The sequence below is a fragment of the Streptomyces sp. NPDC041205 genome (genome assembly GCF_055591765.1).
Genome location: NZ_JBVIZH010000003.1, coordinates 334,820 through 357,838, shown reverse-complemented (window position 1 = coordinate 357,838; position 23,019 = coordinate 334,820). Strand labels below are relative to the sequence as shown.

General features: G+C 72.4%; 20 protein-coding genes. 9 read left to right on the top strand and 11 right to left on the bottom strand.

What is annotated here, in order from left to right; translation table 11 throughout:
* The first annotated feature begins 154 nt into the window (after nucleotides 1–154).
* Nucleotides 155–826 carry an AIM24 family protein gene (locus ACZ6BG_RS15820; protein ID WP_469001098.1) on the top strand — a complete coding sequence of 224 codons (672 nt, stop codon included), beginning with the start codon at nucleotides 155–157 and terminating at the stop codon, nucleotides 824–826.
* 30 nt (nucleotides 827–856) lie between these two features.
* On the opposite strand, the gene ACZ6BG_RS15815 is transcribed toward ACZ6BG_RS15820, so the two are convergent.
* The 3 genes from ACZ6BG_RS15815 to ACZ6BG_RS15805 form a co-directional block, all read right to left on the bottom strand.
* Complete coding sequence (locus tag ACZ6BG_RS15815) at nucleotides 857–2,116, bottom strand: MFS transporter (RefSeq protein WP_469001094.1); 1,260 nt, start codon at nucleotides 2,114–2,116, stop codon at nucleotides 857–859.
* Nucleotides 2,117–2,251: 135 nt separating this feature from the next.
* Nucleotides 2,252–4,234, bottom strand: coding sequence for a sigma-70 family RNA polymerase sigma factor (locus ACZ6BG_RS15810; protein WP_469001092.1), 1,983 nt, complete (start codon nucleotides 4,232–4,234; stop codon nucleotides 2,252–2,254).
* A gap of 49 nt (nucleotides 4,235–4,283) precedes the next feature.
* The gene (locus ACZ6BG_RS15805) at nucleotides 4,284–4,607 is read right to left on the bottom strand and encodes a YciI family protein (RefSeq protein ID WP_468458477.1); all 324 of its coding nucleotides are present in this window, start codon (nucleotides 4,605–4,607) and stop codon (nucleotides 4,284–4,286) included.
* 140 nt (nucleotides 4,608–4,747) lie between these two features.
* Between ACZ6BG_RS15805 and ACZ6BG_RS15800 the strand changes: the two genes are divergently transcribed.
* A complete protein-coding gene (locus ACZ6BG_RS15800) occupies nucleotides 4,748–5,428 on the top strand; it encodes a DUF998 domain-containing protein (protein ID WP_469001088.1) in 681 nt (226 codons plus the stop codon).
* 221 nt (nucleotides 5,429–5,649) lie between these two features.
* Here the strand turns inward: ACZ6BG_RS15800 and ACZ6BG_RS15795 are convergent, their stop codons facing one another.
* The 3 genes from ACZ6BG_RS15795 to ACZ6BG_RS15785 are packed head-to-tail and all read right to left on the bottom strand — an operon-like array spanning nucleotide 5,650 to nucleotide 8,984.
* Entirely contained in the window at nucleotides 5,650–6,639 is a 990-nt protein-coding gene (locus ACZ6BG_RS15795) for a BtrH N-terminal domain-containing protein (protein WP_469001086.1), read from the bottom strand.
* A complete protein-coding gene (locus tag ACZ6BG_RS15790; RefSeq protein WP_469001084.1) occupies nucleotides 6,636–7,442 on the bottom strand; it encodes a MerR family transcriptional regulator in 807 nt (268 codons plus the stop codon). The genes ACZ6BG_RS15795 and ACZ6BG_RS15790 overlap by 4 nt, the downstream gene beginning before the upstream one ends.
* A gap of 60 nt (nucleotides 7,443–7,502) precedes the next feature.
* The gene (locus tag ACZ6BG_RS15785) at nucleotides 7,503–8,984 is read right to left on the bottom strand and encodes an amidase (protein WP_469001082.1); all 1,482 of its coding nucleotides are present in this window, start codon (nucleotides 8,982–8,984) and stop codon (nucleotides 7,503–7,505) included.
* Nucleotides 8,985–9,215: 231 nt separating this feature from the next.
* Here ACZ6BG_RS15785 and ACZ6BG_RS15780 point away from each other — a divergent pair, with 231 nt between their 5' ends.
* The 4 genes from ACZ6BG_RS15780 to ACZ6BG_RS15765 all read left to right on the top strand — a co-directional run bounded on the left by ACZ6BG_RS15780 (nucleotide 9,216) and on the right by ACZ6BG_RS15765 (nucleotide 11,827).
* Entirely contained in the window at nucleotides 9,216–10,262 is a 1,047-nt protein-coding gene (locus ACZ6BG_RS15780; RefSeq protein ID WP_469001079.1) for an alpha/beta fold hydrolase, read from the top strand.
* On the top strand, nucleotides 10,259–10,771 hold the full coding sequence (locus ACZ6BG_RS15775) for an SRPBCC family protein (RefSeq protein WP_469001077.1): 513 nt from the start codon (nucleotides 10,259–10,261) through the stop codon (nucleotides 10,769–10,771). The genes ACZ6BG_RS15780 and ACZ6BG_RS15775 overlap by 4 nt, the downstream gene beginning before the upstream one ends.
* Before the next feature lie 142 nt (nucleotides 10,772–10,913).
* The gene (locus ACZ6BG_RS15770) at nucleotides 10,914–11,618 is read left to right on the top strand and encodes a TetR/AcrR family transcriptional regulator (protein ID WP_469002926.1); all 705 of its coding nucleotides are present in this window, start codon (nucleotides 10,914–10,916) and stop codon (nucleotides 11,616–11,618) included.
* Nucleotides 11,619–11,638: 20 nt separating this feature from the next.
* Complete coding sequence (locus ACZ6BG_RS15765; protein WP_469001074.1) at nucleotides 11,639–11,827, top strand: hypothetical protein; 189 nt, start codon at nucleotides 11,639–11,641, stop codon at nucleotides 11,825–11,827.
* A gap of 138 nt (nucleotides 11,828–11,965) precedes the next feature.
* Here the strand turns inward: ACZ6BG_RS15765 and ACZ6BG_RS15760 are convergent, their stop codons facing one another.
* Nucleotides 11,966–12,685: an SDR family NAD(P)-dependent oxidoreductase gene (locus ACZ6BG_RS15760; RefSeq protein ID WP_469001072.1), complete on the bottom strand. Its 720-nt coding sequence runs from the start codon at nucleotides 12,683–12,685 to the stop codon at nucleotides 11,966–11,968.
* A gap of 67 nt (nucleotides 12,686–12,752) precedes the next feature.
* Between ACZ6BG_RS15760 and ACZ6BG_RS15755 the strand changes: the two genes are divergently transcribed.
* Entirely contained in the window at nucleotides 12,753–13,328 is a 576-nt protein-coding gene (locus ACZ6BG_RS15755; protein WP_469001069.1) for a MarR family winged helix-turn-helix transcriptional regulator, read from the top strand.
* Nucleotides 13,329–13,451: 123 nt separating this feature from the next.
* Here the strand turns inward: ACZ6BG_RS15755 and ACZ6BG_RS15750 are convergent, their stop codons facing one another.
* A complete protein-coding gene (locus ACZ6BG_RS15750; RefSeq protein ID WP_469001067.1) occupies nucleotides 13,452–16,391 on the bottom strand; it encodes an FAD-binding and (Fe-S)-binding domain-containing protein in 2,940 nt (979 codons plus the stop codon).
* A 230-nt stretch (nucleotides 16,392–16,621) separates the two neighbouring features.
* On the bottom strand, nucleotides 16,622–17,788 hold the full coding sequence (locus tag ACZ6BG_RS15745; RefSeq protein ID WP_469001065.1) for a pyridoxal-phosphate-dependent aminotransferase family protein: 1,167 nt from the start codon (nucleotides 17,786–17,788) through the stop codon (nucleotides 16,622–16,624).
* Nucleotides 17,789–17,885: 97 nt separating this feature from the next.
* Here ACZ6BG_RS15745 and ACZ6BG_RS15740 point away from each other — a divergent pair, with 97 nt between their 5' ends.
* A complete protein-coding gene (locus ACZ6BG_RS15740) occupies nucleotides 17,886–18,653 on the top strand; it encodes an IclR family transcriptional regulator (protein WP_469001063.1) in 768 nt (255 codons plus the stop codon).
* Between the two features lie 298 nt (nucleotides 18,654–18,951).
* Nucleotides 18,952–20,331 (top strand): SLC13 family permease, encoded by a 1,380-nt coding sequence (locus tag ACZ6BG_RS15735; RefSeq protein ID WP_469001060.1) that lies wholly within the window; start codon nucleotides 18,952–18,954, stop codon nucleotides 20,329–20,331.
* A gap of 148 nt (nucleotides 20,332–20,479) precedes the next feature.
* On the opposite strand, the gene ACZ6BG_RS15730 is transcribed toward ACZ6BG_RS15735, so the two are convergent.
* On the bottom strand, nucleotides 20,480–22,063 hold the full coding sequence (locus ACZ6BG_RS15730) for a PTS ascorbate transporter subunit IIC (RefSeq protein ID WP_469001057.1): 1,584 nt from the start codon (nucleotides 22,061–22,063) through the stop codon (nucleotides 20,480–20,482).
* A gap of 17 nt (nucleotides 22,064–22,080) precedes the next feature.
* Complete coding sequence (locus tag ACZ6BG_RS15725; protein WP_469001053.1) at nucleotides 22,081–22,899, bottom strand: PTS sugar transporter subunit IIAB; 819 nt, start codon at nucleotides 22,897–22,899, stop codon at nucleotides 22,081–22,083.
* Nucleotides 22,900–23,019 lie beyond the last annotated feature (120 nt).

The window sequence follows — 23,019 nt, the reverse complement described above, 5'->3', positions numbered from 1 at the left end:
CACGGGCGCACCGCCCGAGACGGGCGCCCCGCCTCAAGTCGAAGCGCCCCTGGCCGAAAGTCGCGGCCAGGGGCGCGCGGGCGCGACCCCGGTCCGGTGGACATGCACCCCCGAAGGCTTGGCGGGGCACCCCCGCGCGGGGCACGATGCCCGCATGAAGAGCGACCTTTTCTCCCAGGACCACGTGGCGCAGCCCGCGACGGCGCCCGGCATGAGCCTGCACAACTCGAAGTCCATCCGGTACGCCGTGAGCGGCGAGATGATGGCGCGTCAGGGCGCGATGGTCGCCTACCGCGGCAGCCTGCAGTTCGAGCGCAAGGGCCAGGGCGTCGGCGGGATGCTGAAGCGCGCGGTCACCGGTGAGGGGCTGCCGCTGATGGCCGTGAAGGGGCAGGGCGAGGCGTGGTTCGCGCACGAGGCGCAGAGCTGCTTCGTCGTCGACATCGAGCAGGGCGACTCGCTCACCGTCAACGGCCGCAACATCCTGTGCTTCGACGCGTCCCTGTCGTACGAGATCAAGACCGTGAAGGGCTCGGGGATCTCCGGCGGCGGGCTCTTCAACAGCGTGTTCACGGGGCACGGGCAGCTGGGCCTGATGTGCGAGGGCGAGCCGCTGGTGATCCCCGTGTCGCCGCAGGCGCCGGTCTTCGTGGACACCGACGCCGTCGTCGGCTGGACCACGAGCCTGCACACGTCGCTGCAGCGCTCGCAGTCGATCGGCTCGATGATCCGCGGCGGCTCCGGTGAGGCGGTGCAGCTGAAGCTGGAGGGCGAGGGCATGGTGATCGTCCGCCCGAGCGAGGCGACGCCGCACAAGCCGCAGTAGTACGGCGGCCGCCCCGCGCCCGTCGGCCGCTCAGCAGCAGACGGGCGCCGTCGTCTCCGTCGGCGCGGCAGGCGCCTGTGTCGCCCTGTCCGCCCGGTCCGCTCGCGACAGCCGCGTACGCAGCACCGGCAGCGCGCACAGCGTCAGCAGGAGCGCCGCGGCACCCGCGACGAGCGCCACCGAGACCCCGGCGGTGGCGCCGAAGCGGTCGTAGACGACACCGGTGACGGCCGCGCCGATCGCCACGCCGCTCTGCAGGCCCGCGATCATCCAGGTCATCGCCTCGGTGAGTTGGTGCTCCGGTGTCACGCGCTCCACGATGCCCATGATCACCACCATGGTCGGCGCGAAGAACACCCCGGCGAGGAGCACCACCACGCACATCCCCACCACCCCGTCGACGAGCAGGAACGGCAGCGTGGTGAGGGCGGTCCCGGCGACCCCGAGGAGCAGCAGCCGCGGCAGCGGGACGTTCCGCTCGCGGGCCCCGAAGAGCAGTCCCGACAGGCCCGAGCCGATCGCGTAGACGGTGAAGACGAGCCCACCGAGCGACTTGTCGCCCTGCTCCTCGGCGAACGCCAGACCCATGGTGTCGACCATGCCGGGGATCGCCCCGCCGCAGAGCAGCACGAGCGCGAGCAGCAGCACCGGCGCCGAGCGGATCACGGAGGTGTCGCCGCCGCTCGCGACGCGCGCCCTGACGGGCGGTTCGGTGCGCTTCTGCGGTACGAACAGGGCGACGCCCACGACCAGGAGAACTCCCGCGAACAGGGGCGCGGCCTGCGGGAACAGCGCCGTGGACAGGACCACGGCGAGCGCCGGGCTGATGACGTACGTCAGCTCGTCGACCACCGACTCCATGGAGTACGCGGTGGTGAGCTGCGGGGTGCCCCGGTAGATCTCCGTCCAGCGGGCGCGGACCATCGCGCTCATGCTCGGCATCAGTCCGGACAGGAGCGCGAAGAGGAACAGGGTCCAGCTCGGCGCGTCGGCGGTGGCGCAGAGCAGCAGCGCCGCGAGGCCGAGGACGCTGACGCCGGTGGCGAGCGGCAGCACGCGGCTCTGCCCGCGCCGGTCCACGGCCTTGGACACCTGCGGGCCGAGGAAGGCCATGGAGAAGGTGAAGGTGCCCGCGACAAGCCCGGCGAGGGCGTACTCGCCGGTCGTCTCGGACAGCATCGTCAGGATGCCCATGTGGGTCAGGGGCAGCGGCAGCCGGGCCATCAGACCGGCGGAGCTGAACGCCTTCGTGCCGGGGGCGGTGAAGATCTCGCGGTACGCGTTTGCCATTGGTCGTCCTGTCGTGGAATCGGCCCTGGCCCGTGCGGGCATGCGCGGTCAACCGGCGCGCGTGCCCACACGAACAACAACCGGGACTATCGTTCCACTTTCTATCACGCCCCGCGCCGCGAGGACGCCGCCCGGCTAGGACTTGAGCTGACTGAGGGTGTAGCCGTGGGCGGTCGGGTCCAGAGGCTTGGTGGTCTGCTTGAAGAGGTACTCCGCCCGTTCGTACGAGAGTCTGCGGCGGCCGGTCTCCGGGCACAGGTCGGCCGCCGCGGGCATCCGGGCGGGGGCGGGACGGCGGTCGGCGAGGAACAGCGGGCCGCGGGTGCGGCCGGACAGCAGGGCGGGGAGCAGTCGGGCGGTGCCGGAGCGCCAGGAGACCCAGGTGCTGCCGCTGCGGGCGCGGCGGTCGTCCAGGTCCAGGTGTTCGACGTTCAGGGACAGGACAGTCGTCACCCCGGCCGCCGACTCGTGGAGGAGCCACCACAAGGTCCGTTCGCGCAGGGGCAGTTCGGTGCGGTGGAGCAGGGCGTCGAGTTGGGTCCGTGGCAGGGGGCGCGTGGCCTGGCCGGGTTCGTGGCGTCGTTCCAGGTCGGCGGTGAGATCGTCCAGGCCGACCCAGGCGCAGAACGAGCGGACGGCCGCGCGGTGGCGGTTCCACGTCGTGGCCGCGGCGTCCGTCCAGGTCGCCGCGAACACGTGCGCCACCTGCTGTGCGGTCAGGGAGTGCAGCGGCTGCCGCTCGCCCAGGCCGCGGCACAGACGGCGCAGCGTCTGGGCGTACGAGCGGAGGGAGGAGGGCGTGAGGTCGTCGCGGTCGAGGAAGTCCTGGGCGGCTCGCCCGAGCGTGGGGCCGGGGGTGTCGGTGACGGTGATCTCGTCCGCCCTGCGGAGCAGGAAGGCGCGCTCGGCGACGTTCTGGGTCAGCTGGGCGGCCCGTTCGAACTCCCGGCGGGCTTCCGCGGAGCGTCCCAGCCGGAGCAGGAGGTCGCCGCGGACGCCGGGGAGCCGGTGGTAGTCCCGCAGGGCGGGGTCCGACGTCAAGGAGTCGACCAGATCGAGGCCTTGCTGGGGGCCGTGCGCGTGCGCGAGGGCCACGGCCCGGTTGAGCTGTACGACCGGTGTCGGCAGCAGGCGTGCGAGGGCCTCGTACAGAGCCGCGATCTGTGCCCAGTCGGTATCCTCGGCGGATGCCGCCTGGGCGTGGCTCACGGCGATCGCCGCCTGGAGTACGTACGGCCCGGGGGCGGCTCCGATCTCCCGGGCGCGCAGCATCGCGGTGAAGCCGCGACGGATGAGGAGTTGGTCCCAGCGGCCCCGGTGCTGCTCGTGCAGGGGGACGGGCTCCCCCGACGGTCCGGTGCGCGCGGCGGAACGGGACTGCTGGATCTCCATGAGGGCGACCAGGCCGTGCACCTCGGCTTCCTGCGGGGCGAGTTCGGCCAGGAGTCGGCCCAGGCGCAGGGCCTCCAGGGTGAGTCCGGGGCGCATCAGGTCGTCGCCGGATGTCGCCGCGTAGCCCTCGTTGAAGATCAGGTAGATGACTTCGAGCACCGATGCCAGGCGCTCCGCCAGTTCGGCGCCCGGGGGCAGCTCGAACGGCACCTGCGCGTCGGCCAGGGTGCGCTTGGCCGCGGCGATGCGCTGGGCGATGGTCTGCTCGCTCGTCAGGAACGCCCGCGCGATCTCCCCGGCGGTCAGGCCGCCGAGCAGGCGCAGGGTGAGGGCCAGGCGCTCCTGGGTCGGCAGGAGCGGGTGGCAGGAGATGAACATCAGCCGCAGGACGTCGTCCTGCTCGGGTTCGGGCTCGGGGCCGGGTCCGGGTTGCTGGTCCAGGTCACGGCCGAGGTCGTGGGCGAGCTGTTCCTGCTTGCGCTCCAGTCGCTGGGAGCGCCGGATGTGGTCGACGGCTCGGCGCTTGGCGATCGCGAGGAGCCAGGCGCCGGGGTTGTCGGGGACGCCCGACGTGGGCCACTGTTCGAGCGCGGCGACCAGCGCGTCCTGGGCCAGCTCTTCGGCGAGTGCGACGTCCCGCACCATCCGGGTCAGCGTGGCGATGATCTTGGCCGACTCCAGCTTGAAGACCGCGTCGACCGTGCGGTGCGTATCGGTCACGGGCATGACGGCGCCGCCTCCGCCGGTCGACGACAGAGGCGGCGCCATCGGCCGGTCACTGGCTGAACACCTGCCGGATCTCGCTCTCGCCGTCACCGACGATCTTGCGGAACCGGCGGGCCAGCTCGACCGCCTCCTCCTGGGAGCGGGCCTCGATCAGCGCGAAGCCCACCACGGCCTCCTTGGCCTCGGCGAACGGCCCGTCCGTCACCGTGATCTCACCGTCGACCGAGGTCAACCGCAGGCCGCCGGGCTCGAGGCCGCCCGTGGCCAGCAGGGCCCCGGAAGCGGTCAACTCCTCGATGAACTGGCCCATTTCCGCGAAGAGGCTCTCGTCGGGGGTCCGCGAAGAAGCCTTGGTCGTCATCAGGTAGCGCATGGTCGTTCCCTTCCACTTCGGGCTGCTGTTACGCCTCCACGTCGAACAGCCTATGTGACAGGGAATCTCGGCGTTCCCTGTCACATCGCCCGATCGACGTAGGGGCAGAACCAGCCGACGAACCACGAAGGGCCCTCGCCATGACGACCACGCCGCTCACCGCCCGCGCCGCCGCCACGAGCACCTCCACCACCGCCTCCGGCCCCGCCCGTGCGCTGCTCGCCGCCGGAGCCGCCGCCACTCCGCTGTGGACCGTGGCGGCGGTGACCCAGGCCCTCACCCGGGACGGCTTCGACCTGACCAGGCACCCGTTCAGCATGCTCGCCAACGGCTCGCTCGGCTGGATCCAGATCACCAACTTCCTGCTCGTCGGGTCCCTGTTCATCGCCGGGGCGGCCGGCCTTCGCCGCGCCCTGCACGGCTCGACCGGCGGCACCTGGGTGCCCCGACTGGTGCGGGTCGTCGGCATCGGGATGCTCGCCGCGGGCATCTTCGTCGCCGACCCGGGGGACGGGTTCCCCGCGGGCACCCCGGCCGGCAGGCCGGAGAGCATGAGCTGGCACGGCACGCTGCACCTGGTCGCCGGGTCGATGACGTTCTTCGCCCTGATCGCGGCCTGCCTCATCCTGGGCCGCCACTTCAGCCGCGCCGCCGACCGCCGCTCGGCCCTCGCCTGCCGCGCCGCCGCGGTGGCGGTCGTCCTCGGCAACGGGTGGGCGATGAGCGGCGGTCCGGCCGGCTCGCTGACCCTGGCGGTCGGTGTCATCGCCGGAATGACCTGCGTCTCCTCGGTCGCCGCCCGCTACCGCAAGGGCCTGTGACCCCGGGCGAAACCGTCGGGTCGGGAGCCGCGTGCGCTGATCCCCTTCACTCCGGTCGAGCTGATCCCCTTCACTCCGGTCGAGCTGATCCCCTTCACTCCGGTCGAGTGGAGGGGATCAGCTCTGTTCGCGTCGCCGGGCCTCCGTACGAGCACGGCGGCACCTCGAACTCCTCGGCGCTCAGAGCCCTTCGCCCCCGGGCCCCTGGCTCCCCAGAGCCCTCACTCCCCCAGCCGGTTCAACACCCCCATGGCCTCGCGCTCGATGCGCGCGAGGTCGCCGAGGACGGTGCCCGCCTGCGCGAGGCACGCCTCATCGCCCGACTCACCGGCCTTCGTGATCAGCGCCGCGACCTCCGTCCAGTGCTCGGCCGCCTCCGTGTACAGCCCGAGGCCGGTGCGCAGGTGGGGGCTGTCGAGCAGGTGGGCGCACTCGGCGAGGAAGTCGCGGTAGAGGTTCCGGAACAGGGCGCCGCCCGTTCCGGCCTTCTCCATCAGAAGGGCGGCCCGCGGCAGATCACGCCGCGGGTCGTCGGTCCGCTGGAACCACGTGCGTACCAGCTTGGCCGCCTTCTCGATGCCCCGGTGGCCGAGGTTGGCGATGGGCGGGTTGAGGAAGGCGTCCGCGCACGCGGTGATCGCCGGGATGATCCGGTCCCGCGGGGAGGGCGGATTCCGCGGAGCGGTCAGGGTGAAGGAGCGGTGCTTGGCGGTCATCGGGCCGCGCGCGGCCCTGGCCTCGGCCAGGCTCGTCAGGCTGGTGGAGACCGCTCCGCCTTGCTGGTCGGTGTCCACCAGGTACGCGACGCGGTCGTCGTAGCCGTACAGGGCGACGACGTGACCGCCGAAGTGCGCCTTCGTCCCGAAGTAGTCCAGGTAGTAGCTGTCGAGCTGCAGTCCGACGGGGTGGCCGGCCTTGAGGGGGGCCGCCACGTTCTCCCACGCCTTCCGGGGCGAGGCGGTCTCCTTGACCACCAGGTCCAGGCCGAGGCGGGCGGCCAGGTTCCTCGTGAGGTCGAACGGCTTGACCCGTCCCCCGAGGAAGGGGAAGTCCATGGCCTTGCTGTCCCAGTAGACGAACGACAGGCCGGCGCCGAGGCCGAAGAGCATGGGCTCGGACAGATCGAGCCCCTGGTGCCGCAGCAGCACCCCCAGCGCTGTCGTCTCGCAGTGCCGCGTACCGCGGACATCGATGCCTGCCACCGTGGTCATGCCGTGCCCTCCTCGACGCCGATGATCAGCCGGGTCCTCAGTTCATCCTGCGGGGCCTGAGCCGGTCCGGCGAGATAGGCCTCGCGCACGGGCGCCCGCGGCCGGAGTCCGCGCTCGTGGACGGCCGCGAAGAGCGCGTTGTACGCCAAGGGCAACTGGGCGTAGGGCCCGATGTGCACCGTCTCGGCGACGAGTCCGCCGGGCAGCACCTCGCACTCCAGGCCGGGCGTCGGCGCGCCCCGCCGCACCTGGGCTCCGACGGCGATCTCCATCCGCGCTTCCAGGTCGAGCGGGTACAGGCCCCACAACGGCGGCTCCCACGCGGTTCCCGCCCCGCCGAGCACGGCCAGCAGCCGCCCCACGCACTCCCCGGCCTTCGCCCCGAGCCGAGCGGGAGCGCAGACCGCACGCACCACGGCGAGGTGCCGCTCCGGCTCCCGGCCCATCGTCACCTCGTAGCCGGGCAGGCCGCCCTCCGCCAGCCGCTCAAGGATCTTCAGCCGTGCCTGGTCCCTGCTGATCCGCTCGGCCAGCCGTGCGCGCTCGGCGCGCAGGAGCCGGGCCCGGGACGCCGGCTCGGCGGCCAGCGCCCGGGCGATCACGGTCAGGGGCAGGTCCATGTCGCGCAGGAGGGCGATGGTCAGGGCCTCGCGCGCCTGTTCAGGTGCGTAGTAGCGGTAACCGGAACCGGCGTCCACGCGGACCGGGGTCAGGAGACCCGTCTCGTCGTAGTGCCGTAGCTGTTTGACGCTGAGCCGGCACAGGCGGGCGAAGCGCCCGATGGTGAGGAGTTCGTCGCGCACGCCACCATGGTGGACTCTCCCACCGTGGGAGAGTCCAGCCTCGCCCGCACCGGCGAGGTCTCACAGTTCCGGACGGTCCCGGCCCCAGGGCACGGCCGACTCCAACTGCGCGGCGAGCGCGAGCAGCATGCCCTCGCCACCGAGCGGTCCGCCGAACTGCACGCCCAGGGGCAGGCCTTCGGGGGTGCGGTACAGCGGGACCGACATGGCGGGGCGGCCGGTGATGTTGGCGAGCTGCGTGAACGGGTTCGGGGCGAGGTTCTGGACCACGGCCCGCCGCCACAGCTCGGTGCGGCTGAGCCGGCCCGCCACGCCCGCCTTGAGCAGCGCCTTGCCGAGCTGCCGGGTCGGCCAGGGCGTGGCGAGCTCGCCGATCTTCACCGGTGGCCGGGCGAGGGTCGGGGTGAGCAGCACGTCGTACGTCTCGTGGAACGCGGCCAGCTGCCGGGTGTAGGTGTTCCAGCGCGCGTGCCGGACGGTGTGCTCGACCGCGCCGAGGGCGCGGCCCGCGGCCGCGAGGAGCCGGGTGTCGAGCTCGAACTGGTCGTCGTCCGCGCCGGTCTTGTGCTTCAGCTCCGCGAGGGTCGCGGCGTTCTCGGCGGCGTACATGGCCATGAAGTCGTCGGCCATGCGCAGCCCGTCGATGACGGGTTCCGCCTCCTCCACGTCGTGGCCGAGGCCGACGAGGAGCTTCACGGCCGTGTCGACGGCCTCGACCGCCTCGCGGGACACCGGGGTGCCGATCGGCGAGCGGGTGCTGACGCCGACGCGCAGCTTCGGCGGGGTGCGCCGGGCGAGTTCGGCGTACGGCTCGTCGGGGCGGGCCGCGAGGAACGGGCCACCGGGGTCGGGACGCGCGGTGAGGACGTCGAGCAGGGCCGCGCTGTCGCGCACGGTGCGGGAGACGACGCCGTCGCTGGCGGCGCCCGCGAGGAGTTCGCCGTACGCGGGGCCCGCGGGCACCAGGCCGCGGCCCGGCTTGAGGCCGAAGAGCCCGCAGCAGGCGGCGGGTATGCGGATCGAGCCGCCGCCGTCGTTGGCGCCCGCGGCCGGGACGATGCCCGCGGCGACGGCGGCCGCGGAGCCGCCCGACGAACCGCCCGGCGTGTGGCCGAGGTTCCAGGGGTTGCGGGTCGCCCCGCCGGCCTCGGGCTCGGTCACGCTCTTGATGCCGAACTCTGGCGTGTTCGTCTGCCCGAAGATGACGAGCCCCGCGTCCAACCACCGCCGGACGGGCTCACTGTGGCGCGTCGCGACCAGCCCTTGGGCCGCCCGGGAGCCGCGCCCCGTCGGGCGGCCCGCGTAGTCCTGCATCAAGTCCTTGATCAGGAACGGCACTCCGGCGAAGGGCCCCGACAGCGGGCCCGCGGCGCGCTCACGGGCGACGACCGGCATCGGGCGCACGATCGCGTTGATCTTCCCGTTCACCGCTTCGGCGCGCGCGAGGGCCGTCTCGAGGAGTTCGCCCGCTGACACGTCACCCCGCGCCACCAACTCGGCGAGCCCCACTGCGTCGTACGTCGCGTAGTCCCGGTAATCCACCGCGCACCCCACTGACTTGGCGTCAAGAACGCACCGGAGCGTAGATCGCCGGTGCGGCGGGCGGCAACGGGGCCGAGCCCGGACAGGCCGTCTTGCGGAAACCGCAAGATTGCGTGCCGGGTCGTGGGGTGCCTGGCAAGACTGCGTGCATCGACGTCCCCCGCGAACCGGTCGACGGCTCGACCGGCCGCTGATCCGCCTTCCGCCTCGCCTTCCCCCGGACGGGACCACATGATCACAGCACCACGGCCGTCGCCACGCCGCTTCCGCCGATCCACGTACACGCTGGCAACCGTCATCCTCGCCTTCCTCCTCACGATCACCACCGCGGCCTGTTCCGCACCGGCATCGACCACGGACGACACAGCCGACGCCGTGCCCGCGTACGCCGCCGCCACCCACGACGACCCCCGTTTCAAGAAGACCTTCCGCCACGAGTTCGCCAAGGTCGACGGCGTCCGCATGCACTACGTGGCCGGCGGCAGCGGCCCACCGGTCGTGCTGCTCCACGGCTGGCCCCAGACCTGGTACGGCTGGTGGCGGGTCATGCCGGAACTCGCCGAGCGCCACACCGTCTACGCCGTGGACCTTCCCGGACTGGGCGACAGCACCGGCACACCGACCGGCTACGACAAAGCCACGCTGGCGCGGTACGTGCACAAGCTGGTCGCCGACCGGCTCGGGGTGGACGGCGCCCGAGTCATCGGGCACGATCTCGGCGCCGCGGTGGCCTTCCAGTACGCCAGCCAGTTCCCGAAGGACACCGCGCGCCTCGGCTACCTCGACCTGCCGCTGCCCGGGCCCGCGATCGACGCACGCACCTACCGCTCGCTGAGCTGGCACATCGCCTTCCACTCCCAGCGGCGGGTCCCCGAGGCGGTCGTGGGCAACGACGTCCGCGCGTACCTGGCACTGTTCTACCCCCAGGTCTCCTTCGGCGGCACGGCGTTCGGAGGGACCTCCCAACGGTCCCCGTTCACCCGCGCCGAGATCGACGAGTACGCCCGTACGTACAGCCGTCCCAAGGTCCTGTCGGGCGGCTTCGAGCTCTACCGCGCCCTCGACAAGGACGTCCACGACACCGCGGCGGCGAAACCGACACGCGTCCCCGCCCTGCTCATGACCGCCCAAGGCCAACTCGACGCGATCCGGCGCACAGTGGCCCCCCGCATGACCGCCATCGAACGAGCGGTGGACGTGCCGAAGGCCGGGCACTGGCTCGTCGAGGAGAACCCCCGGTTCGTCACCGCCGAGCTGCTCCGCTTCCTCGACGGATGACAGGCCACCACCACCCCGCCCGGAACGCCACCCGCGTCCACCCCCAGGAGCCCGCCACCATGCACACGTACGACGTCACCGTCACCACCAGTGCCTCGCCGGAAATCGTCTGGAAACTGCTGGTCGACGCCACCACCTGGCCGCTGTGGTCCAAGGTGGACAGCCTGGACACGGCACGGTCGGTCAACCTCGCCTCCTTCGGCGACGACGGCGTCGGTGCCGTCCGGGCCTTCCGGACGGGACGCACCGTGACCGGGGAACGGATCACCGAGAAGGTCGAGCAGCGCCTCCTGGCCTACGAAGACGCGTTCAACACACCGATCCACAACCTGTACGCACGCATCGAGCTCCAGCCGACGACGACCTCGGGCACCCTCATCCACTGGCACGGCAAGTACGAGACGAACTGGCCGATGGGCTGGATCATGCCCCGCTACCTCCAGAAGTTCATGCAGGGCATGGCGGACGGACTGGCCCGCTACGCCGAGGAGAACAAGCCGCCCCAGTGACCCCGAGCTCGCGTTCGTGGGCGGCCTGTCGGTATTCGCCCAGGCCGGCCGTCGACGCCAGGGCGCCAGGGCGGCCGTACCGGCAGGCGTGGCCCGATGAGCTACAGGTAACGTCGGCGCGAACGGGTCATGCGCGAGCGACATCTGTGAGCAGTGGAGAGTCACCCTGAACGAGACGGGCACCGACACCAGTACGGGAACGACGGCCGGGCCGGGCGGCGCGGCGAGGGCCGGGCGGAAGGCCGCGCCGGACCTCAAGCGGGCCGAAGGGGCGGCTGTCACGGATGGCCGCCGCGTCAAGGGTGAGCGCCGTCGGCGGGCGCTGATCGAGGCGACCGTACGCGTCATCGCGCGCGACGGTGCCGCCGGAGTCACGCATCGCACGGTGGCCCGTGAGGCGGAGCTGCCGACGACCGCGACGACGTACTACTTCAGCAGCATCGACGCGCTCCTCACCGCGGCGCTGACCCAGTGCATGGAAGAGGACTCCGCGCGCATCGAGGCGCTGGTCGACGCGCCGGACGACGGCGTCGACAAGCGGCGGTCGCTGGCGCTGCTGATGGCGGAGATCCTGACGCCCCCCGGGCATCTGCTCGCCGAGTTCGAGCTGTGCCTGCTCGCGGTGCGCCGCCCGGAGCAGCGCGCGGCCACCCGCCGCTGGAAGGAGGCCCTGGCCGCCTTCGCCCGCGCCTTCACGGACGACCCCCTGCGCGTCAAGCTCTTCACGCACGCCTACGACGGGCTGCTCCTCCAGGCGCTGCTCGACGACGAGCCGCCCTCGGCGGACGCGTTCGAGGAACTGCTGCGGGAGCTCCTGCCGGATCCGGCCGAGGGCGAGGGCTCCTAGAGCCGGTCCGACGGTTCGGCGTGGACCTCCGCGACGCCGTGGGCGGCGAGAGCGGAGCCGCCGACGACGAGGTCATGGTCGCGCTCGGCCTTCAGGCGCCGGACCGCCTCGGGGCGAAGACCCGCTCCACGCGGGTCCTCGCCCTGATGAAGCTGTGGACCTCGTCGTCCGGGACCGCCCAGTCGAAGAGCCCTCCTCGTCCTCGATGAATCCGTCGAGCGACGTGATCGCCGAACAGATCAGCGTGCCCACGGTGGGACTCCCTTCGCGTGGTGTCGCGTCCCGCACGGTGTCGCGTCGCACCCCAACCGCCGCCACCGACACCCGGCCGGGCCCGGCCGCGCGTCTCAACGCGTGGCGCGGGCACCGCCGTTGACGTGCAGCACCTGACCCGTGATGTGGCGGGCCGCGGGGGACGCGAGGAAGGCGACGGTGCCCGCGATGTCGGCGGGCGCCCCGGCGCGGCCGGTCGCGGTGGCCGCCACCAGTTGCTCGCGCCGCTCGCCCGTGAGCTTGTCGCGGAAGAACTCGGTGTCGGCGATGTAGCCGGGCGCGACGACGTTGGCCGTGACGCCGCGGCGGCCGAGCTGCTGCGCCAGGTCGATGTTCCAGGTGGCGAGGCCCGCCTTGGCCGCGCCGTACGAACCGGCGCCCTGCTCGGCGGCGATCGAGCCGATGTGCACGACGGCTCCGCCGTCCGCGAGCCGGTCCTCCAGGGCCTTCGTGGTGAGCGCGGCACTGACCAGGTTGGCGTCGAGGTTGGCGCGGAAGTCCCGGGCGTACGAGGCCAGGTCCGTCTTGCCGTCGGCGTCGAAGCCGGTGTTCCCGCCCGCGTTGTTCACCAGGACGTCGATCCGCTCGGGCAGGTCCGCGAGGAGGCGGGTGAGCGCGGCGGGGTCGGTGTGGTCGCAGACCGCCGTACGGACTCCGGCCTCGGCCGCCAGCTCCGCGAGCGGGCCGGGGCGGCGGCCGGTGACGGTGACGCGGTCGCCCGCCGCCGCGAAGTGCTCCGCGATCGCTCGGCCGATGCCAGTGCCGCCTCCGGTGACCAGGATGATGCGTGCCATATGCTGAGCTCCGAATCAGTCTCGTATAGGTCTAAATATAGGCCTCAACATAACACCGGGGAGCGACATGACGGCAAGGGAGCAGGAAGAGGGCGGAGCGTCGGCCGACACGGCGAGGGCGCACACCGCTCAGGGCATCGCCGAGGCCTGGGAGCGCGAGCGTCCCGGTACGCCGGTCTCCTCGATCCGGATCCTCACGCCCGTCTGGCAGTTGGCGAAGCTGTTCGGCGACGACCGGCGCCGGGTCCTGGCCCGCGCGGGGGTGGACGCCGCGACCCTGGACCTGCTGAGCGTGCTGCGCCGCAGTGGGTCCCCGTACACCCTCAGCACCCGTGAGCTGGGGCAGCGTTCACTGGTCACCGCGGGCGCCGTGTCCCAGCGCGTGGCCCGTGCGGAACAGGAGGGCCTGGTGACCCGGGGGCCCGCCCGCGGCCGGGCCCGTACGGTCCTGGTCACCCTCACCCAGGCCGGGCACGACCTGGTCGAGGCGACCGTCGACCAGGTCCTGCACCGCGACGCCGAGCTGGTCTCGGGGCTCACGCCCGACCAGCAGGCCCAGCTCACGGACCTCCTTGAGAGCCTGCTCACGGACGTGCAGCGGCGGCTCGGCGACGACCGGATCGGCCACGTCGGGCACGCGTGAGTGTGGGCATCCCATGAGCGGACCCCGTCACGGTCCGGCGCCGGTGACCGTCGGGCCAGTGGCCGTCCGGCGCCGGTGGCCGCCGGGCGCCAGTGCCCGTCCGGCGTCAGTGCCCGTCCGGCGTCAGTGCCCGTCGGCCATCAGCGCCTCCCGCACCAACTGCACCGGATGCCACGCGTTCCGTTCCGTGCCGTGGAAGATCTGCTGGCGGCACGAGGCCCCGGTGGCGACCACGACGGTGTCCTCGGACGCGGCCCGCACCGCGGGGAACAACCGGTCCTCCCCCACCGTCATCGACACGTCGTAGTGCTCGGACTCGAAGCCGAAGGAACCGGCCATGCCACAGCAGCCCGCGTCGAGTTCGGTGACCTCGACGCCGGGGATGCGCCGCAGCAGGGCGACGGTCGCCGCGGTGCCGACCTCGGCCTTCTGGTGGCAGTGGCCGTGGAAGAGCAGGGTGCGGCCGCTGAGCCAGGAGTCCTCGCGCAGCGTGAGGCCGCCGTCGTCGATGGCCTCGGTGAGCAGTTCCTCCAGCTGGCGGACACGGCCCGTGACGGCCTCGCGGGCCGAGTCGAGCGGCAGCAGGGCCTTGTGCTCGTCGCGCAGCGTCATCAGGCAGGACGGCTCGCAGCCCGTGATGGGAGCCTCGGAGGGCGTGGTCTCCGTGATCCGGTGGACGAGCTGGAAGGCCTTGTCGCTCGCCTCATCGAGGAGCCCCTTGGACAGGGCGGCGCGGCCGCAGCAGCCCCCGCTCTCCAACTGCACGGACCAGCCCGCGCGTTCGAGCAGCTCCACGGCGGCCCGGCCGATCTCCGGTTCGGTGTACGTGGTGAAGGAGTCGGCGAGCATGACGACCGGGCCCCGGGGTGCCGCGGCGACGGCCGCCGGGCGGTGGGTGAACCAGCGCACCAGGTTGCGGCGGGTGTAGCGGGGCAGCGGCCGGTGCGGGGTGATGCCGACCGTGCGGTGGAGCAGCCGACGCAGCAGGGGGATGCGGCCGGGCAGGTTGGACACGGGGGCGGTGGCCGAGCCGAGGCGGTTCAGGAGGCGGATGGCGCCGAAGATCCGGGAGCGCAGCGGGGTGCCGTGCTCGTCGTGGTGGTGGGCGAGGGCCTCCGCCTTCAGGGACGCCATGTCGACACCCAGCGGGCACTCGCTCTTGCAGGCCTTGCACATCAGGCACAGGTCGAGGACCTCGTGCAGGCGTTCGTCGCCGAGGGCCTTGTGCGGGTCGGGTGCGGACAGGGCCTTGACGAGGGCGCCCGCGCGGCCGCGGGTGGAGTCCTCCTCGTTGCGGGTGGCCATGTAGGAGGGGCACATCGTGCCGACGTCGCTCTTGCGGCACAGGCCGATGTTCATGCAGCGGTCGGCCGCGGCCCGCATGCCGCCCGCGACCTCGAAGTCGAGCCGGGTGCGCAGGCCCGGCGCGGGCGGCAGCGCGGCGTCGCGCAGGTGGTCGGTCATCGCGGGCGCGTCGACGATCTTGCCGGGGTTCAGCCGGTTGTCCGGGTCGAAGAGGCCCTTCACGCGCCGCATCGCCTCGTACAGCTCGTCGCCGAACAGCTCCCGGTTGAACTCGCTGCGGGCGAGGCCGTCGCCGTGCTCGCTGGAGTTGACGCCGCCGTACTCGGTGACCAGGTCCTTGATCTCCTCGGCGACCTCGCGCATGGTCCGGCGCTGCGCGGGGTCGGTCACGTCGAGGAACGGGCGGATGTGCAGACAGCCCACCGAGCAGTGGCCGTAGAAGCCCGCCGCGAGGCCGTGCCGGTCGAGGACCTTCTTCAACCTGGCGGTGTACGCCGGCAGATGGACGGGGTCGACGGCGGTGTCCTCGATGAAAGCCAGCGGCCTGCGGGTGCCCTCGCTCGCCGCCATCAGCAGGCCGAGGCTGGACTTGCGGACCTTCAGCAGGGCGGTCTGGTCGGCGGGGGCGACCGCCGCGAGGGTGTGGTAGCCGTGGCCGTGCCGCTGCCACAGCTTCGTCAACCGCTGGACGCTCGCGATGAGTTCGCGTTCGTCGTCGCCGGTGAACGACACGAACAGGAGGGCGTCGGGGTCGCCTTCGAGGACGGTGGACAGGGAGGCGTACTCGATCTTCTGGCGGGACAGGTCGAGGATGGTGCGGTCCATCAGCTCGACGGCCGCCGGGTCGCAGGCGAGGGCGTCCTGGGTGGCCTCGATGGCCCCGGTCACGGAGGTGAAGTGACCGACGGCGAACACGGTGTGCTTCGGCTTCGGCACGAGGTCGACCAGGGCGCGGGTGCTGATGGCGAGCGTGCCCTCCGAGCCGACGACGAACTTCGCCAGGTCGAACGGGGCGTCCTCGCGGGCGAGCCGGTCCAGGCGGTAGCCGCCCGCCCGCCGCCAGTGCTTGGGGAATCCGGCGGCGATGGCGTCGGCGTGCGCGGCGACGAGCGCGGGCAGTTCGCGGTGGATGCGGGCGTCGAGACCCGCGCCGCGGGCCCGGTCGGCGTGCTCGCGCGCGGTGAGGGGCGCGAGGTGGGCGGTGCCGGCGTCGGCGAGCACCACGTCGAGGGCGCGTACGTGGTCGATGGTCATGCCGTACCGCAGCGAGCCGCTGCCCGCCGAGTTGTTGCCGATCATGCCGCCGATGGTGGCGCGGTTGCTGGTGGAGGTGTCGGGGCCGAACATCAGGCCGTGCGGTGCGGCGGCGCGGTTCAACTGGTCCTGGACCACGCCCGTTTCGACCAGGGCCGTGCGGCCCTCGGGGTCGAGAGCGAGGACGCGGCGCAGGTGGCGGGACAGGTCGAGGACGATGCCCGGTCCCGTGGTCTGGCCGGCGAGGCTGGTCCCCGCGCCGCGCGGCACGACGGACACGCCGTACTCGGCCGCCGCCGCGACGACCGCCTGCACGTCCTCGGCGTGCCGGGGGAAGACGACCCCGAGGGGGGTGATGGCGTACATGCTGGCGTCGCGGGCGAAGAGATGGCGGCTGTAGTCGTCGAAGCGGACCTCGCCGTCGAGGTCGGCGCGAAGCCGCCGCGCGAGGTCGCCGCCGAGCGCGTCCCGCTCGGCCTCCGTGGACTCGGTGCTTGTGGTCATACGACACGCTCCTGGCGGTGAAGGGGCGTACGGGACAAGGGCGGACGGGGCTTGCAGGGAATGGGGGGCTTGCGGGGGATGGGGGTTCCGGGCCTGCGGGGCAGAACGTTCGCGGCGTGCGGGAGGGGAGGAGGACGTTCACGGCGTGCGGGAGGGGAGGACGTTCACGGCGTGCGGGCGGGGAAGTTCACGGCGTGCGGGTCGGGCGGGAAGGGACCGGTGACGTGGCGTCAGTTCACGCGCAAGTGGTCGAGGGCCGCCGCGACGCCGTCGCGGCCGACGGGGATCCCGGCGAGTTCGAGTCCCATCTGCACGCCGACCAGGGTCCCGGCGAGGGTGAGGTCGTTGAAGTGGCCGAGGTGGCCGATGCGGAAGACCTTGCCCGCGAGGCGGCCGAGGCCGGTACCGAGCGACATGTCGAACCGCTCAAGGACGATCTTCCGTACGGCGTCGGCGTCCTGGCCGTCGGACAGCAGCACGGCGGTGAGCGAGCCGGAGTGCTCGCGCTCGTCGGCGCACAGCACGTCGAGGCCCCAGCCGCGGACGGCCGCGCGGGTGGCGGCGGCGTGCCGGGCGTGCCGGGCCCAGACCTGTTCGAGGCCTTCCTCCGCGAGCATGAGCAGCGCCTCGTCGAGGCCGTACAGGAGGTTGGTGGCCGGGGTGGAGGGGAAGAACCCGGCTTCGTTCGCGTCGATGACAGGCTCCCAGTCCCAGTAGGACTTGGGCAGCCGAGAGCCGCGGGCGGCCGTGAGCGCCTTGTCGCTGACGGCGTTGAAACCGAGGCCGGGCGGCAGCATCAGCCCCTTCTGGGATCCGGTGACGGTCACGTCGACGCCCCAGGCGTCGTGCCGGTACTCGATGGAGCCCAGCGAGGAGACCGTGTCGACCAGGAGCAGGGCGGGGTGCCCGGCGGCGTCGAGGGCCGCACGGATCTCCGGGACGCGGCTGGTGACGCCGGTGGACGTCTCGTTGTGGACGACGCAGACGGCCTTGATGTCGTGGGCGATGTCGGCGTCCAGGCGCTGGGCGGCGGCCTCGGCGGAGGCGCCGTGGCGCCAGTCACCGGGGACGAACTCCACCTCCAGGCCGAGCGATCGGGCCATGTCGCGCCAGAGCGTGGCGAAGTGCCCGGTCTCGAAGCACAGCACCCGGTCGCCCGGGCTGAGCGTGTTGACCAGGGCGGCCTCCCAGGCGCCCGTGCCCGACGACGGATAGACGACCACGGGGCCCGAGGTGCCGAACACCGGCTTCAGGGCTTCGAGTACGCGCCGGGCGAGGTCCGCGAACTCGGGCCCCCGGTGGTCGATGGTGGGCGCGGACATGGCGCGAAGTACCCGGTCGGGGACGTTCGTCGGTCCGGGTATCTGGAGAAAGTGGCGTCCGGTCCTGACAGTCATTGCGCGGATCTCCCCTCCACGCTTGTGCCGTGAGACGGCACAGCGTATCGTGATGCGGCACGACGCAGCATAGGTTCCGATCCGGAGGGGGTCAACGGTGCAGAACGTCCTGAACACCTTGCGCGTGCTGGAGGAGCTCGCGGTGCGCCAGCCCGTGGGCGTGGGGGATCTGGCCCGCGCCATGGAACTGCCGAAGAGCACCGTCCAGCGGGCGCTCGGCACCCTGCACACGGCGGGCTGGATCAAGCAGACCGGCAGCACCCCCACGCGCTGGACGCTCACGACGAAGGCGCTGCTCATCGGGCGGCAGGCCACCGGCGAGCTGGACCTGCGGGACGTCGCCGTGCCGGTGATGGAGGAGCTGCGGCGCACGGTGGACGAGACCGTGCACCTGGCCGTCGCGGAGGGCGAGCGGGTCGTGCTCGTGGAGCGCCTGGAGACGACCCAGCCGGTACGGATCGTACTGCCGCTCGGCCAGCACCTCTCCGGCCACGCGTCCGCCAACGGCAAGGCCATCCTGGCGGCCCGCTCCCCCGAGGCCGTCGAGCGCTATCTCACCCAGGGCCTGACGCGGTTCACGGACGCGACGATCGACGACCCGGCCGCGCTGCGCGCCGACCTGGAGACGGTCCGCGCCTGCGGCTACGCCCTCAACCAGGGTGAATGGCGCGATGACGTGTCCGCGGTCGCCGCCCCCGTGCTCGGCCCCGACGACTCGCCGGTGGCCAGCGTCAGCATCAACATGCCGACCAGCCGCTGCGACCGCGACCGCCTCGTCGAGCTGGGCGAACACGTACGCGCGGCGGCCCGGAGAATCAGCGCGGCACTCGGCCACCAGGCCCCGGACTCGGCCCGCGCCAGCTGAACCGGGCGCCGATCACCCCACAACTCGGATGTGTCCGCACCCCCTTGACGGGGCGTGACCGCCGTCACATACTCGCCAACGTTGCACGGGAGTTCCGCATGACGGAACTCCAAGTCCACTCTGCGGACAGTCCGGGCTCTTGAGGCTGCCCGCCCGCGGCAGGGGCGCGGCCCTTCCTGCCCCTCTGCCGCCGGACGCCACCACGGGTCCCTCCCGCATGCCCGCAGTCGGCCACAGCCCGCGCGTCGGCTCCAAGCCCGCGCACTGCGACCGCCGTCCGAAGGCGAGGACGTGTCACATGGCAGACCATCTCATCGCGATCGGCGCACTGGTACTCATCTTCACCATCTCCACCTTCACCTCCGTCCACATGGGGGCGCTCGCCCTCGTCGCCGCCTTCGCCGTCGGCTCGTCCGTCGCCGGCGAGAACGCGGACGACGTCTTCGGCGGCTTCCCCGGCGACCTCTTCGTCGTGCTCGTCGGCGTCACCTTCCTCTTCGCCATCGCGAAGAACAACGGCACCATCGAATGGCTCGTGCACGCGGCGACGCGCGCCGTCAGGGGACGGATCGCGCTCATCCCCTGGGTCATGTTCCTCATCACCGCCGCCCTCACGGCCGTCGGCGCGGTCGTGCCCGCGGCCGTCGGCGTCATCGCCCCCATCGGCATGAGCTTCTGCGTCCGCTACGGGATCAGCCCGCTGCTCATGGGCCTCTTGGTGATCAACGGCGCGAGCGCGGGCGGCTTCTCCCCCGCCAGTGTCTTCGGCAGCATCACCAACGGCGTCGTCGAGCGCAACGACCTGCCGGGCGACCCCGGGCTGCTGTTCCTGATGTCGTTCCTGTTCAACGTCGCGCTCAGCGTCGTCGCGTACTTCCTGTTCGGCGGGCGGCATCTGCTCGGGCGGCGGGCGGAGGACGGGGCCACGGGTACGGAGGCCGGGGGCACGCTGGAGACCACGGGGACCACGGGGACCCCAGGCAACGGAGGCGCTCCCACGGCCCCAGCGGGCTCCGCCCCCGAGCCCGGCGGCACTACCACGGTGGCCTTCGCGTCCGCGACCACCGACGCCGGCCCTCGGCTCGACCGGTCGCGCGCCCTGACCCTGCTCGGGCTGCTCGGCATGGTCGCGGGCGCCCTGTTCCTGGACTACAACGTCGGCCTGATGGCCTTCACTGTGGTCGTCGTCCTCACCCTCGTCGACGCTGACGCGGCGAAGGGTGCCGTGGATCGCTGCGCGTGGTCGACCGTGCTGCTCGTCTGCGGTGTCGTCACGTTCGTCGGCGTGATGGAGCGCATGGGCACGATCAACTGGCTCGGCGACAGCGTCGCGAAGATCGACTCACCGCTCCTCGGCGCCCTGTTGATCTGCCTCATCGGGGCCGTGGTCTCCGCGTTCGCCTCCACCACCGGCATCCTCGGCGCCCTGATCCCGCTCGCCGTACCGTTCCTGATGGATGGTCAGGTCGGTGCGGTCGGCCTCATCATCGCCCTCGCCGTGTCCTCGTCGGTCGTGGATTCCTCGCCGCTGTCCACGAGCGGCGCGCTGGTCACCGCCAACGCCCCGGAGGAGCAACGCCCGCAGGTGTTCGGCGCGCTCATGAAGTGGGGCATGTCGATGGCGCTCATCGCGCCGCTGGCCACGTGGGCGCTGTTCGTGGTGCCGGGGCAGGGCTGAGCGGTTCTCCTTGTGGGCCTCCCCCGCCGGACGGCCCTCCGCCGGACGGCCCTCCCTCTCCGGACGGCCCTCCCTCTCCGGACGGACCTCCCTCTCCGGACGGACCTCCCCCGAGCGGCACGCCCCGGGCAGGCCTCCCCGGCGGTCCTCAGCCGTCCTGCCCGGGCGGCGGCGGAGGCTTGGGCGCGCCCGGCGGCGGGGCGATCTTCGCGTACGTCGCCGTCGGACCCGCCCCGGCCTCGGCCCCGGCGTCGCCCCCGGTGCTCGCGGCGGCCGCGTGGCCGAGGAGCGCGTCACGCCGGGCGCCGGGGTCCCAGCCGGTCTCCACCACCCGCTTCTGCACGACGATCGCGCCCGCCAGGATCACCGCGCCGATCACCAGCATCAGGATCGCTCCGGCCACGGTCCCCGCCTTGGCCGCGTTGCCCACGAGCGAGCCGAACCAGCCGAAGTCCGCGTCGCCGAACGTGGTGTTCTCCTTGCCGAAGGCTCCGAGGACCTTCAGGAGCAGCGCGGGCAGGAAGGTGATGAGCACACCGTTCAGGAACGCGCCGACGACCGCGCCGCGCCGTCCACCCGTCGCGTTGCCGTAGACCCCGGCCGCGCCGCCCGTGAAGAAGTGCGGCACGAGGCCGGGCAGCACCAGGGCGAGACCGAAGGCGGGCTCGAAGATCCAGGCGAGCAGGCCGAGGCTGGTCAGGCCGCCGACGAAGCTGGAGATGAAGCCGATGAGGACGGCGTTCTGCGCGTACGGGAACACGATCGGCGCGTCCAGGGAGGGCACCGCGCCGGGCACGACGCGGTTCGCAATGCCCTGGAAGGCGGGGACCAGCTCGCCGAGGATCGTCCGGACGCCGAAGAGGATGACGGCGACGGCGATGCCGAACTGCAGGCCCTGCATGACCGATTGCATGACGTACGCGCCGACGTCGGGCGCCGCGGGACCGCCGTCGACGGCGAACGCCTTGAAGGCGCTCTCCTTGCCGACCTTCGCGAGGAAGACCAGCGACATGATCAGGTAGATCAGGACCATGGACAGGGCCGTCGCCACCATGGAGTCACGCAGGAAGCGCAGTCCCTCCGGCAGCTTCATGTCCTCCGTGGACCGGCTGCGGCGCCCGACGGCCTGCCCGGTCGCCCCGGCGACGACGTACCCGGCGGTGCCGAAGTGCCCGATCGCGACGGTGTTGTTGCCGGTGACGCGCTTCGTCCAGGGGTGCGCGAAGGCGGGCATCGCGACCAGCATGATGCCGAGCAGGACGCCGCCGACGACGACCACGACCCAGGAGCGCTGCCCGGCGGTCGCGAGCACCATCGTCAACAGCGTGGCCATGAACAGCATGTGATGGCCGGTCAGGAAGACGTAGCGCAGCGGTGTGAAGCGGGCGAGGACCAGGCTGACGGCGAAGCCGAGGATCATCAGCCAGGCGACCCGGGAGCCGTACTCGGCCTGGGCGATGCCGACGATGGCCTCGTTCGTCGGGATCACCCCGTGCGCGCCCGTCGAGCCCTGGATCATCTCGCCGAGCGGGGCGAGCGCGGCCACGACGAGCCCGGCGCCCGCGCCGATCAGCAGGAAGCCGAGGGTCGCCTTGATCGCCCCGCCGAGCACCTGGCCCGCCGACTTGCGCAGGGCGATCAGGCCCGCGGCGGTGATGAGCCCGATCAGGTACGCGGGCTGGCTGAGGATTTCGTTGACCAGGAACTTCGCTACGGAGACCAGCCAGTCCACGGCTCTCCCCCCTCTTTCTAGACGTCGTACGTGTCCCGCAGGACACGGTCGGCCTCGGCGGTGGAGGTGAAGTCGTCGACGACCCGCACGGGGACGCCGACGTCGCCGAGGGTCTTGGCGATCTCCCGGGACGTGAGGATGGCGACGGCCTCGGAGGCCTTGCCCTTGGCGGAGATGGTGTCGGTGGCCTCGACGGTCACGTACCGGCTCCAGCCCCAGCGGTCCAGGACCTGCTCCAGGGTGTTCTTCAGGAAGAGGCTGGTGCCGAGGCCGTTGCCGCACACGGTGAGGATCTTGTGCACGGCGGGCCCGGCGGCGGCCGGGGGCGCGGAAGCGGTGGCTCCGGCATCGGCTCCGGATGCGGCCCCCGCAGCTTCCTCGTCTCCCGTCTCCCCCGCGAGGATCCCCCGCACCGCCTCCGGGGTCGGCGCCACCCGCAGGGCCTCCGCCGTCTCCGGGTCCGCGAGCAGCCGGGCCAGGGACGCCATCGCGTCGGTGTGCGCGGTGGCGTCCTTCGCGGCGAGCGCCACGACGAGGCCGACGGGGTCGTTCGTCTCGTGCCCGAACTCCACCGGCCTGGCGAGCCGCACCCACGCCATGCCCGTCCGCAGCACCGCGGGCGAGGGCCGCGCGTGCGCGAAGGCGAAGCCGGGGGCGACGACGATGTAAGGACCGCTGTCCACCACGGTCCGGATCATCTCCGCCGTGTACGCGTCCGTGCCGCTGCCCGTCGCCACGAGCAACTCGCCCGCGGCACCGATCGCGGCACGCCAGTCGTCGGCCGCCACGTCGAGGCGGATCGCCTCGACGGGCAGGAGGTCGCTCACAGACACCATGTGGTTGATCGTTTCACAGACCGCCTGACGCGGCAGGGGCTGCGGCGCCGAACGGTGCGTACAACCGTCGGTTCGACCGGTTGCAAACGCGCAGCCGCCCCTGGGAGAGGATGGCTCACG

Coding starts and splice junctions, on each gene's coding strand:
- ACZ6BG_RS15810 (WP_469001092.1), bottom strand. CDS start 4,234: ATGCCCGTGACCGATACGCACCGCACGGTCGACGCGGTCTTCAAGCTG.
- ACZ6BG_RS15780 (WP_469001079.1), top strand. CDS start 9,216: ATGATCACAGCACCACGGCCGTCGCCACGCCGCTTCCGCCGATCCACG.
- ACZ6BG_RS15795 (WP_469001086.1), bottom strand. CDS start 6,639: ATGACCACGGTGGCAGGCATCGATGTCCGCGGTACGCGGCACTGCGAG.
- ACZ6BG_RS15775 (WP_469001077.1), top strand. CDS start 10,259: ATGACAGGCCACCACCACCCCGCCCGGAACGCCACCCGCGTCCACCCC.
- ACZ6BG_RS15805 (WP_468458477.1), bottom strand. CDS start 4,607: ATGCGCTACCTGATGACGACCAAGGCTTCTTCGCGGACCCCCGACGAG.
- ACZ6BG_RS15760 (WP_469001072.1), bottom strand. CDS start 12,685: ATGGCACGCATCATCCTGGTCACCGGAGGCGGCACTGGCATCGGCCGA.
- ACZ6BG_RS15735 (WP_469001060.1), top strand. CDS start 18,952: ATGGCAGACCATCTCATCGCGATCGGCGCACTGGTACTCATCTTCACC.
- ACZ6BG_RS15755 (WP_469001069.1), top strand. CDS start 12,753: ATGACGGCAAGGGAGCAGGAAGAGGGCGGAGCGTCGGCCGACACGGCG.
- ACZ6BG_RS15750 (WP_469001067.1), bottom strand. CDS start 16,391: ATGACCACAAGCACCGAGTCCACGGAGGCCGAGCGGGACGCGCTCGGC.
- ACZ6BG_RS15725 (WP_469001053.1), bottom strand. CDS start 22,899: ATGGTGTCTGTGAGCGACCTCCTGCCCGTCGAGGCGATCCGCCTCGAC.
- ACZ6BG_RS15815 (WP_469001094.1), bottom strand. CDS start 2,116: ATGGCAAACGCGTACCGCGAGATCTTCACCGCCCCCGGCACGAAGGCG.
- ACZ6BG_RS15820 (WP_469001098.1), top strand. CDS start 155: ATGAAGAGCGACCTTTTCTCCCAGGACCACGTGGCGCAGCCCGCGACG.
- ACZ6BG_RS15800 (WP_469001088.1), top strand. CDS start 4,748: ATGACGACCACGCCGCTCACCGCCCGCGCCGCCGCCACGAGCACCTCC.
- ACZ6BG_RS15745 (WP_469001065.1), bottom strand. CDS start 17,788: ATGACTGTCAGGACCGGACGCCACTTTCTCCAGATACCCGGACCGACG.